Origin of the sequence: Gordonia bronchialis DSM 43247 (assembly GCF_000024785.1) — a bacterium.
Classification (GTDB): domain Bacteria; phylum Actinomycetota; class Actinomycetes; order Mycobacteriales; family Mycobacteriaceae; genus Gordonia; species Gordonia bronchialis.
In genome coordinates this window covers 1,979,099-1,990,986 of the sequence record NC_013441.1, presented here as the reverse complement: position 1 = coordinate 1,990,986, position 11,888 = coordinate 1,979,099, and the positions used below count along the sequence as shown (strand labels likewise).

The window sequence follows — 11,888 nt, the reverse complement described above, 5'->3', positions numbered from 1 at the left end:
GTTGCACATGGCCGAGAACGCCGACGAAGGCGATTCCACCACAGTCGAATCCGCCGACTCACCTGCTGCTCCCCGATCGCATTCGCGCCTGCTGCTCGCCCTGGCCGGTATCGCGATCCTGCTGGTCGGCGTCGGGCTGGGACTGGTGATCCAGGCCAGCTTCGCCGACGACACCTCGGCCGACGAGGACCAGCCGGCCGCGAACTCGGCGGCCGTGGGCTTCGCCCAGGACATGACCCGGCACCACGAGCAGGGCGTCGCGATGGCCCAGGAGGTCCTCAAGCACGGCTCTGGCGACGTCCAGGTCACATCCCTGGCCACCGACATCATGCTGACGCAGACCAACGAGATCGGGCAGATGCAGTCGTGGCTGTCCCGGTGGCATCAACCCTTCATCAACCCGGGTGCACCGATGGCCTGGATGGGCCACGACATGGCCGGCATGTCGACCGATCAGGATCATGCTGACGACCACAGCGGCCACAGCGACATGAGCGGGATGCCGATGGACACCCCCTCCTCACCGGCGCCCGGTCCGAATGCCGAACAGCCACCGATGCCGGGGATGGCCACCGACAGCGAGATGGCGCGGCTTCGGAGCCTGTCTGGCCCAGCCGCGGACACCTACTTCCTCCAGCTGATGCTGCGGCACCACGAGGGCGGCGTGCACATGATGCAGTACGCGGCCGACCCGGCGAACGTGAGTCAGGACTACGTCCGCGACCTCGCCACCGCCATGCTCAACACCCAGGCCAACGAGATCGAGACCCTCAAGACCATGCTGGCCTCGCGCAATGCGCAGCCCTTGCCGATGAACTGACGCCGACGATCGCCGCCGCCGCGCAACCGGATTGGTGATCCGGTTGCGCGGCAACAGCTTCCGCCACGCCGTTCCACGCTATGGAGTTCTCAAAGGACTGATGCGGTCCCGGCTGGGCCGGGTGCTGGTTTCGGTTGGTCTAGTTCATGATGCGCCGTGGTACTGACAGTTTCGGCGTGCTATGGCGTTTGAGGATCGCAAGCTCGCACCTCAGGCATCGTGGTTAGTGGTGTTGGTGTTTGCTCGCTGCGCCCTCCGCGCGTGTCCCCTTCCGGAGGCTGGGTGTCTCCCCTCACGCCGGCTGAGGTGCGCGAGGCGCCAGCCGAGCGCCTCGAAGCCCGCGGCGACACAACCACATTGGCGATAACAGTCATTCCTCACGCCGCAATGTCGTCGAGTCGCATGGTGCGCCGGTTGTAGGCAGGTAGGGGTCGGCGTCTCGGGTCGACGCTGGCGGGTGGGATGAGCCAGGGGTGTCGGTCATCTCCCATGACGATGTCCCAGCCGTCGTGGTGCACGTCGGTGTGACACGACGGACAGAGCAGACATCCGTTGTCCAACACGGTTTTACCGCCGTGGGAGTAGAAGGTGATGTGGTGGGCGTGGGTCCAGCCGGCGGGGGCACCGCACTTGATGCAGCACTGATCCCGCACAATCAGGGCCTTTCTGAGTTTCGGGCCGAACAGGCGATCGTCTTGGCCAATGGCGATGGGGATGTTGTCGCCGTTGATGATGATGTCGGTGATGGTGGAGTCACAGGCGAGCAGGGTGGTGGTGGCCCCGGAGACCGGCCCGGTGAACGAGAGGACGCCGCGGCCGTCGGCGTCGGCGGGCATGGTGAGCAGCACGGTTTGTCGGGGTGCGCCGGGTAGGAGGCCGTGGTCGGCGGCGGTCATGGCGGCGTCGAGGACGCGTTCCAAAGCATCGGAGCGGCGGCGTCCGGGTGCGCGGGTGTCTTCGGCGCCGTCGGGTTCGGGGCGTGGCGCGGCGAACGCGTCGATCAATGTGTGGAGTTTTTCTCCGATGACGGCGTCGAGGTCTCCGCGCACGATGGTGCGCCCATCCCCACCGGTTTTCGGTTCGTTGACGGTGACGGTGAAGTCGTTGATGGCACGGTCTTCGGTCGCAGGCAACCCGGTGTCGGACTGGTCGGCGAGTTGATTGCCTAATGCGCGGGCGCGGTTGGTGATCTCCGATGGCGTGGCACCGGAGAAGGTGTGGGCGAGCAGATCGGTCACCATACTGTGACGCTGGGAGTCGGAGAGCGGTTCCCCATTCCGGGTGGCGATATGCGTCATCCCGCGCACCACCGCGTCGGCATGCTCGCCGGACACTGTTCCGTCCGCGGTATGTCCGGCCAGGCGCGGCAGGGGCGCCAGGTTCCCGGCGACACGGACCAACCGTGATGCGACGGCGGGGGCGCAGCCCATGACGATCAGCAACTCCCGCATGGTGCGGCCCTGTTTCTTGGCGACGCCGAGTGCGGTCAGCCGGGCGACCAGGACTGCGGCGTGGTGTTCGACGAGATTGCGTAGCCGCAGGATCGAGGTGAGTGTGGTGTGGGCCTCGGGTCCGGTGGTGTCGTCCCAGGTGTAGTTGGCCAGCTGCTCGACCAGGTGTTCGATCTGCTTCATGTGTTCTAGATTACTCGCACATGTGTTCGTGTCAAGGGCTGTTTTTGCTGGTCAGACCCCATGAACCTCAGCGGTGACTGCAGTGAACCGTGGTGAACAGAAGCCCCATCAATCACAGCGAGCTGCCAAGCCATCTCACACCTGAGATTCGCCGCCGTCTCCACTTAAGCTCTCGGAACGAAGGCCGCAGACAGCCGATCGCGACCGCAGCGGAACGAACCGACACCCAGAGAAGGGACTGAGCGCTAGTGTGTCTACCGCCGTAAAGCGCGACAGCGTGCTTCCACGACACCACCGCCGCCCCGACATGACCGCTGAGGAAGTCAATGAGAAAGTCGATTGCTGGACTGGTCATGGCGACAGCCGCCGCCACTATCCTGACGGCTGGTTCAGTCCACGCTGCCCCTTCGTCAGTCCAACGCGAAGACGGACCGTGTTACCCCCAGTATGAACACGACTCCGCCGACGGCCAGCTGTACTGTTCTGGCGAGAACGGGGTATGGACCAGCAAAGCACTGTCGACCGCCCCCAGGGTCACACCAGGTACTCCATGTCCGAAGCTGGGCGCTCGCGCGAAGGCCAAGGGTGTCAGCGGTCATGTAATTCCCCAGGTTGGTGGGGTTGTCCGTCTGATCCACCCCGGCTTTTCCGGAGAGCTCAGGTTGTGAGTGCCCCCTCCGGATTGAGGGTGCGCATGTGATCGTAATGGAGTCGCTCAGCGTGGTCGGGGGTGAGGTCGTCGCAGTAACTGTGTGGGCGTTCACGGTTGTAGAACGCCACCCATTCGGCCGTGCCCAGTGACAGTTCGGTCGCGCCGTGAAATCGCGGCTGGTTGTCGACGAGTTCGTTCTTGTAGTCAGAGTTCACCGACTCCGCGAGCGCGTTGTCGTAGCTATCCCCAACGCTGCCAATAGAAGCCGCGATGCCTTCCTCGGCCAACCGCTGCCCGAACACAATCGCTGTGTACTGCGATCCCGCGTCTGAATGGTGTATGAGTCTCGTTAAATCAACTACACCGCAACGCTTTCGGTTGTCTATCGCGTTGTTGATGGCATCGGTAACCAGGTTCACTGTCATTTCCGAGGCCACTTTCCAGCCGACAATCTTGCGGGCGAACACATCGATGACGAACGCCGTGTACGCCCACCCCGACTTGGTGCGGCAGTAGGTAAAATCGGCTACCCACAACCGATTTGGTGCCGCAGCATAGAACTGTCTGTCGACCAGATCCGCCGGCCGCGACGCTGCCGCATCAGGGATGGTCGTACGCACTCGCTTCTTCTTACTCGCGCCATGCCATCCCATCTCCCGCATCACTCGTTCAACAGTGCATCGAGCAACATCAATACCACTGCTGCGCAATACTATCCATGTCTTGCGTGAACCCAGAACCCGCATCAGCGGTCGCTTCCGGCGCAAAGCGAAGATCGCATCGATGACCTGCGCATCGGCGAACATGCGGGCGCTCGGCCCGCGGTTGATGTGATCATAGTAAGTGGACGGGGCGATGTGGATACCATGCTCGCAGAGCACGGCGCACATCGAATCGACGCCCCAGACAAGGCCATCCGCACCCACCTGGTGTCCCTGGTGAGTGCGGATGAACTCCACAATTAGCGGTGTGGCCGGTCGATCTCGGCCGCGAAGAAAGCCGACGCCGCCTTCAGGATCCCGTTCGCTCGTTTGAGCTCGGCCACCTCGCGCTTGAGTCGTCGAATCTCCTCGCTATCGGCCTTGGCTGGCGCGCTGGCGGCGCCCGACGGCGCCTTGCGCACCCACTGGCGAACCGTCTCCGCCGAGCCGACTCCGAGCAAATCCGCAGTCTTGCCCATCGCCGCCCACTCGGTGGACCCCTGAGCCACCAACTGCTCGACCATGTCCACCGCGTCGCGCTTCAACTCATCCGAGTATCGCTTCGATCCTGCCACTGCCATAGGTTTCATTCTCCCTTGAGACGAACCCTCCGGAAACACCGGGACGGATCAGTCACGTAATTCCTCACCTGTCCGTCACGTAATTCCCCACCCTGGGGCGTGTCGGGCGGGGTTGGGGTGCTGCTACAGGTTCGCTCCTTGCAGGGCCCCTTCCCGGGCCCCTGGAAGGGGCCTGAGGTGGCACGGAGGACGTTGACGATGACCCAGCTGTTGGAGTTGTTTCGGCATTGGTATGCCGGACGCTCGCAGGTACAGATTTCCCAGGCGTTGGGCCTGGATCGCAAGACCATCCGCAAGTATCTCGCGCCGGCGCTGGCGGCGGGAATGAGCCCGGGCACCGGGGACAAGTTCGACGAGTCGGTGTGGCGGGAGTTGATCGGCGGCTGGTTCCCCGAAGTTGTCGATCCCTCGACGCGGGCGGTGACGTGGCCGCCGATCGCCAAGCATCATAAGTGGATCAGCGGCCAGCTCGATGCCACGGTGACGGTGGCCACGATCGCGCAACGTCTGCGCGACGACCACGGGGTTGATGTGTCGGAATCGTCGGTACGCCGTTATGTGACAGCACATTTCGCTGACAAGATCAACGAGAAACGCGCAACCCCACCACGACCCCCGGTACCTGCAGGCGAGGAAGCCCAAGTCGATTACGGCAAGCTCGGGATGTGGACCAACCCTGAGACCGGGAAGCGGGTGTCGGTGTGGGCGTTCGCGATCATCCTGTCGTGCTCGCGGTGGTTGTTTGTGCAGCCGGTCCTCAAGATGGACCAAACATCTTGGTGCGCTTCGCATGTGGATGCGTTCGAGTTTTTCGGCGGCGTGCCCGAGCGAATCGTTTGTGACAACCTCAAGACCGGGGTCAGCAAGCCTGATCTCTACGATCCGCAGATCAACCGGGCCTACGCCGAACTCGCCTCGTTCTACGAGGTGCTGATCGATCCGGCGCGCGCGTTCACTCCGAAAGACAAACCGCGCATCGAGCGCCCGATGCCCTACATTCGGGACTCGTTCTTCACGGGCCGCGAGTTCACCAGCCTGCCGCAGATGCAACAGGCCGCCCTCGACTGGTGTCTGAACGTGTACGGCCGCCACGCCCACCGCGGGATCGATGGGGTGCCGCCCGCCGAACTGTTCGCGCAGATCGAACGGGATGTGTTGACTCCGTTGCCGCCCAGACGATTTGAACGTGTCACCTACCACGTGGGCAAGGTCGCCCCCGACTGTCATGTCAAGGCGGGCACAGCGTTGTACTCGGTGCCGTGGCGGCTGATCGGCTCACACGTGCGGGTCCGCACGTGCGGGGATATGGTCCAGGTCTTCGCCGACGACCAGGTCGTGGCAACCCACGTACTGCACCTGAGCGGACGAGCAACCAACCTCGAGCACTATCCGCCGCACAAGGTCGCCTACCACTCCCGCCCGGTGGCGTGGTGCCGCAAGCAGGCCGAAGAGATCGGCGAGCACGCGGTCGCAGTCGTCGCTGAACTCTCCGAGGTCAATGCGATCCACCGCCTGCGCGCGATCCAGTCCATCGTCGGCTTGCGCACCAAGTATCCCGATGACCGCATCAACGCCGCCTGCGCCCGCGCGATCGCCGTCGGCGATGTCGGGCCACGCACCATCAAAGGCATCCTGATCGCCGGTACCGAATACGACGACACCATCACCACATCGCCGGTAGCGCCGACACCACCGGCATTTCTGCGTGGCCCGCACGCCTTCGCCGACGACCTCGACACGGCAGCCGGCCAGTAGACCTCACACCCAATCCCATTAACTACCAGCTTATTCCACTAAGGACGTTCTGATGACCATTCATGATCCCAGCCTGCGAGCCGCGTTGAAAACGTTGAAGTTGACCGGCATGCTCGACACCCTCGACGCCCGGCTGGCCCAAACCCGCGCCGGCGAACTGGGTCACCTGGAGTTCCTGCAGGTGTTGTGCGAAGACGAGATCGCCCGCCGTGAGTCCGCCGCCCTGGCGCGGCGCGTGCGCCGGGCCCGCTTCGAACAATCAGCAACCTTCGACGACTTCGACTTCACCGCCAACCCGAAACTGCCCGCCGCGATGCTGCGTGACCTCGCCGCCCTGCGCTGGCTCGACGCCGGCGAATCAGTCATCCTCTACGGACCCGTCGGAGTCGGCAAAACCCATGTGGCACAAGCACTCGGCCACCAAGTCGCGTTACGCGGACACGACATCCGATTCGTCAAATGCGCCCGCATGCTCGCCGACCTCGCCGGCGGCCACGCCGATCGCACCATCGGGCAACGCATGCGCGAATACACCCGCCCCGCCGTCCTGATCATCGACGACTTCGCCATGCGCGAACACACCACCACCGGCTCCGACGACCTCTACGACCTCGTCTCCGACCGCGCCATCGCAGCCAAACCCGTCATCCTCACCAGCAACCGCGCACCCAAAGACTGGTACCCCCTGTTCCCCAACCCCGTCGTCGCCGAATCACTACTCGACCGACTCATCAACACCAGCCACCAGATCCTCATGGACGGCCCGTCCTACCGACCACGCAAACGCCCCGGACGAACACCGAAAACCACCTAACCCACAACCCCAGCTACCCTCAACCCAGCACACCCGAACATGGGGAAATCCGTGACGGACACACCTGGGGAATTACGTGACCGTCGACACCAAGGGGAATCATGGCATTGTCGAGTGCCAAAGGACCGGACATGGCCTGCGCTGGAGGAACATTCGATGAGAAGGACAATCGCCAGGCTTATCGTGGCGGCACAGACACTGGGAGTGCTGAGCACGGCCGGCTTAGCCCACGCAGCCCCCGCGTCGGTCCAGCGGGAAGGTGAGCCCTGTTATGACCATGAGCGCGGCATGACCTAGGCCGACGGGCAGCTGTTCTGCTCGGCTGTGGGACTCGGCAATCACTGGCAAAGCCGCGACCTCGTCCGGCGACCCCCGGTTCAGCTGAACGCACGTTGCTCGAAGTTGGGAGAACGCGCCCGCGTTTCTCACACCGATGGCTACGCAGTATGCCGCGAGACCGCCGACGGCCTGCGCTGGCGGTGGTAATCGGCGTTGGGTGACCGCGCTCAACCAGCGACCAGAATGTGCGCGCCGACATCAGCAATCGCAAGGAACTCTCGGTGCCCCCGGCAGGATTCGAACCTGCGGCCTTCTGCTCCGGAGGCAGACGCTCTATCCCCTGAGCTACGGGGGCTCAACGGGCGAAACACACATTAGCGCACCCGATCGCGCGAACCCCAATCGGGCTGCTCACGACACACCGTCAACCGATTGCGGCCGGCTGATTCGTATGGACGGACGAACCGTTGTCGCGGCGGACCACCTCCAGTTGCGCCGGAATCCGTTCACGGAGCTCGCCGACGTGACTGACCACCCCGACGACGCGCCCGCCGGAGCGGAGTTCGTCAAGGACACCCATCACCAGGTCCAGTGCCTCGGGGTCGAGCGTGCCGAAACCCTCGTCGATGAAGATGGTGTCCAACACCCGTCCGCCCAATTCGGCGGACACCACGTCGGCAAGGCCGAGCGCCAGCGCCAAGGACGCGAAGAACGTCTCCCCGCCGGACAACGTGGTGGTGGCGCGGACCGTGCCGGTGTACTCGTCACGGACCTCGATGCCCAGCCCACCGCGTCGACCGCGCGGCCCGACGGCGTCGCTGTGGACGAATTCATAACGTCCCGAGGACATTTGGTGCAGTCGGGCCGACGCCGCGACGAGGACCTCTTCGAGCCGGGCGGCGAGCACATATGAGCGCAGGCTCATACGCCGCGAGTTCTGTCCGTGACCACTGACCAGTTCGGCCAGGCCGGCCAACTCCGCGTGTCGATCTCGCAGCGGCGCCAATGCGTCCGCCGCCGCCCAGAAGTCGGCTACGAAGCGTTCCAGATCGGCGACGCGTCGTGCCGCGATGGTATGCCTGCCGGCGGCGCGGTCGTGCGCCTGTCGAACGGTGTCGAGCGCGGTCGCGAGCAACGCGACATCGACATGTTCGGCGGCCAGCGCGTCCTGGATGTCGGCGTCGGCGAGGGTTTCCTGCGCGGCCGCACGAAGCCCGATCGCCTGCTGCACACGGGCTTCCCACTCCTGAATGGACTCCGGTGACGCGAGCGCGGAGCGCAGGGCGTCAGCGTCGTCGAAACCGGCGGCGACACATCGTGCGGTCAGTCGCTTGCCCGCCTCGTCCCGTCGTGAACGTGCCGCATCCCGCGCCCGCACCGCGTCGCGCAGGCGTCCGGCGGCCTCACACAGATCGGCGAGTTCCTGTCGGCGCTCGGTCACGCTGAGACGCCCACCGGTCGCCTCGGCAACCGCCACGTCGAGCTCTCCAAGGTCCTCACGGAGCGACGCCAGCCGTTCCTGGCGGCGTGACTGCGCCGAGTCCAAGGTGGCCACATCTGCCCGGACAGTGTCGATCTCGGCGGCGGCGGCCTCGACAGCCCGCTGCAGAGCCGGGACACGTTCGGCAGCGCGTCGGGCGTCGGCGAGCTCCGTGGACAGTCGCTGGAGGAGTTCCTCGGTGTCCTCCCGTGTTGCCGCACCGATCACCTCGTCGAGGCTCTTGCGGCGTTCTTCCAGCGCAGCCTGCTCGGACTCGACACGTCCCCGGGCGACCGCGGCGGCCTGTTCGGCGGCGGCCGCGGCCGCTTCATCCGCTTCCCCGACGTGCCCGCGCTCGTCCGGGCGTGCCGGTTCCGGGTGGACGGTGGCACCGCACACGACGCACGGCTCACCGTCGACGAGCCCACCGGCCAGCTCTGCGGCCATCCCGGCCACCCGGCGGGATCGCAACTCCACCAACTGCTCCCGTGTTTCGAGATGAGCTTCCCGGGCCACGAGTACCTGCGTGGTAATCCGCTCGAGAGCCTGGTCGACCCGGGCGCGGGCCAACAGCGCAGTGGTCACCTTCTCGGCACGTTCCCGCTGCGCCTCGAGGCCTGGAACTCGGGAACGGAGCTCGACGGCGCGGGTCAGCTCGGCCTGGGCGCGGTCCCGACGGTCCGGCAGCGCCGCCAGCACCTCGGACAGCTCGGCAAGGCGTCGCGCGGTGTCATCGAATTGCGCTGTGAGGGTGTCGATCTCAGACACGATGGCGGGGCGGCCGGCGAGCCGTGCGGCCAGCGGCTCCCAGCGGCCGGACTCCTGGGTCCAGGAATCGATCGAATCGCGCAGCGTGGCGTCGTCCGCGTCGCTCAACGCGGCCCCACCCGGTAGGGTGACCAGCGCATCCCGCGCGCGGGACCACGTCCGCTCCGCGGTCACGGCATCTGCCGCCGCCAATTCGTGCTCGTCGAGCAGCGGGGCGAGTGGTGCGGCTCGACGCGCCTGCGCCAGCGTCGCCGTCACCGCCGCGAGGTCGTCCTGTCCGTCGTCGAGTCGCGAGAGGCGTTCGGCGGCTTGGACACCGCGCCTGTGCAACTCCGCACGGCGCCGACCGTCGTCGTGGGCACGCTGCGCCTCGGTCACCTCGCGGCGGGCGGCTTCGAGGGCGGCTCGCGCCTGCTCGGCCTCTGACCGGGCCGACTCCAGACAGCCCTGCGCCCAGGCCAGATCGGGCTCGGCCGGGGCCTCGGCACCACCGAGCGCGACGATCTGTCCGGCGACCCGGTCGATTACTGCGGTCCGCCTCGTCAGCGCCGCCGAGCTCTCCCTGGCCTCGGTGCGCAGCCATTCCTCGAGATCGCCGAACCGCTCGGTGTCGAACAGCCGCTCCAGCAATCGTTCCCGGTCCTCGGAGGTGGCCCGTAGGAATCGGGCGAACTCGCCCTGCGGCAGCAGGACCACCTGAAAGAACTGGTCGGCACTCATGCCGAGCAGTCGGGTGACCGCGTCGCCGATCTCGGGCAGCCGGGTGAGGTCGGGACCCGAACCGTCCAGCCAGGTCAGGCTTGCGCGAGCGTTGACCTTGGTGGTCCCGGTCCCCCGTCGCTTGGGGCGGTGATGATCCGGCGAGCGGATGATGCGCAGACGCCGTCCACCGACGGTGGCTTCGAGTTCGACCTCCGGAACATGTTCGGGCAGAGCATGATCCGAGTGGAGTCGTCGATTGGTGTCGCGCGCCCCCGGCACCCGGCCGAACAGCGCGAAGGCGACCGCGTCGAGGACCGTCGTCTTGCCCGCCCCGGTCCGGCCGTGCAACAGGAACAGGCCGTCGGCGGAGAGTTCGTCGAAGTCGACGGTCGTGTCACCGGCGAACGGGCCGAACGCGCACATGCGCAGGCGGTGCAATCTCATGCCGAGGCCGCCACGTCACCCGCGCCGCCGGCACAGTCGAACAACGTCCATGCGTCGTCCGCCTGTGCTTCGGCCTGTGCGCCATCGGATTCCGGCTCACAGACCACCTGCCGCAGCGCCCGCTCCACCAGCGCGCACTCCCCCGGCGTCGGTTCGTCACGCACGTCGGAGATGAACGAGGCGACGATCTCGGCATCGGTACGGCCGTGCACCCGGGAGCGGTAATCCACCCCGTCCCCATCGCGGGGCCGGTCCCACTGCACGTGCACGGCGTACGGGAACCGCTCCCGCAGGCGGCGCATCGCATCGACCGGGCGGACGGTGTCGGTCAGCGTCGCCTCGACGTAACACTGCTCGGCATAGGCGTGCTCCGACGCGGTGAGCAGCTCGTCGAGAGTTCCCTTCAGACAGGACAATCCACGCACACCGCGGAGCTCGCGGGCACGCACCTCCCGCACCCCGTCGGCATCGAGGTCGACGACCCATACCGACTTGCGGTGGGAGCGTTCGCCGAATGAATACGGCAGTAGTGACCCGCTGTACCGGACCGTGTCGGTGAGCTGTTGCGGCGAGTGAAGATGCCCGAGCGCCACGTAGTCGACACCGGAAAAGATATGCGCCGGAACGGTTTCCACCCCACCCACGCTGATCGATCGCTCCGATCCGGTGGCCGCCGCACCCACCACGAAGGCATGGGCGGCCACCACGGTGCGCGCCGAGCGACGCGCCGCATCGGCCCGGATCCGATCCATCGCCGCACTCAGGACGGCAGCATGTCCGCGGGCGGTGCCGACGCCGAGTGTTGTTCGCGCCGTATCGGGTTCGAGGTAGGGGATGCCGTAGATCGCGACCGGGCCGTCGTCGGCGTCGAACATGACCGGCTGGTCGATGGCACCGATGGTGGTCCGCAGATGCAATCCCCCGGCGGCCGCGAACGCCGAGCCGGAACCCAGCCGCGTGGCCGAGTCGTGATTGCCCGATGTCACGACGATCGCGGCGCCGGTGGCCGCGATGGCGGCCAGTCCCTCGTCGTATGCCGCAACAGCATCCGCGGACGGGACCGACCTGTCGTACACGTCACCGGCGACGACCACCGCATCGGCCTGCTCCTCGCCGACGATGGCGGCGAGCTCGGCCAGCGCGCGACGCTGGTCATCGAGCAGCTCGACACCGTGAAAGGTCCGGCCCAGGTGCCAATCCGAGGTGTGCACGATCCGCATGGACTACACCGTACGGTCGGCCACCGACAGAGCTGCGG

Annotated in this window: 7 protein-coding genes and 1 tRNA gene; 3 read left to right on the top strand and 5 right to left on the bottom strand. The window is 66.1% G+C overall.

What is annotated here, in order from left to right:
• Positions 1-7: 7 nt before the first annotated feature.
• On the top strand, positions 8-820 hold the full coding sequence (locus tag GBRO_RS09345) for a DUF305 domain-containing protein (RefSeq protein ID WP_012833710.1): 813 nt from the start codon (positions 8-10) through the stop codon (positions 818-820).
• A gap of 377 nt (positions 821-1,197) precedes the next feature.
• Here GBRO_RS09345 and GBRO_RS09340 read toward each other — a convergent pair whose 3' ends face one another.
• Entirely contained in the window at positions 1,198-2,454 is a 1,257-nt protein-coding gene (locus tag GBRO_RS09340; RefSeq protein WP_012833709.1) for an HNH endonuclease, read from the bottom strand.
• Positions 2,455-3,111: 657 nt separating this feature from the next.
• Positions 3,112-4,382, bottom strand: a protein-coding gene (locus GBRO_RS09335) for an IS3 family transposase (protein WP_085950389.1) whose coding sequence is annotated in 2 segments (ribosomal slippage) — positions 3,112-4,106 and positions 4,106-4,382 — 1,272 coding nt in all. Because the reading frame shifts where the segments join, the coding sequence is not laid out codon by codon here.
• Positions 4,383-4,586: 204 nt separating this feature from the next.
• On the opposite strand from GBRO_RS09335, the gene istA reads away from it, so the two are divergent.
• Positions 4,587-6,143 carry an IS21 family transposase gene (gene istA / locus GBRO_RS09325; protein ID WP_012832285.1) on the top strand — a complete coding sequence of 519 codons (1,557 nt, stop codon included), beginning with the start codon at positions 4,587-4,589 and terminating at the stop codon, positions 6,141-6,143.
• A gap of 52 nt (positions 6,144-6,195) precedes the next feature.
• Positions 6,196-6,957 (top strand): IS21-like element helper ATPase IstB, encoded by a 762-nt coding sequence (istB, locus tag GBRO_RS09320; protein ID WP_012832286.1) that lies wholly within the window; start codon positions 6,196-6,198, stop codon positions 6,955-6,957.
• 561 nt (positions 6,958-7,518) lie between these two features.
• Here the strand turns inward: istB and GBRO_RS09315 are convergent.
• The 3 genes from GBRO_RS09315 to GBRO_RS09305 all read right to left on the bottom strand — a co-directional run bounded on the left by GBRO_RS09315 (position 7,519) and on the right by GBRO_RS09305 (position 11,850).
• Positions 7,519-7,591: transfer RNA gene (locus tag GBRO_RS09315), tRNA-Arg, on the bottom strand.
• A gap of 69 nt (positions 7,592-7,660) precedes the next feature.
• Positions 7,661-10,630, bottom strand: coding sequence for an AAA family ATPase (locus GBRO_RS09310; RefSeq protein ID WP_012833707.1), 2,970 nt, complete (start codon positions 10,628-10,630; stop codon positions 7,661-7,663).
• Positions 10,627-11,850, bottom strand: a complete 1,224-nt coding sequence (locus GBRO_RS09305) for an exonuclease SbcCD subunit D (protein ID WP_012833706.1) — start codon at positions 11,848-11,850, stop codon at positions 10,627-10,629. Before GBRO_RS09305 ends, GBRO_RS09310 begins: the two co-directional genes overlap by 4 nt.
• Between the last annotated feature and the right edge of the window lie 38 nt (positions 11,851-11,888).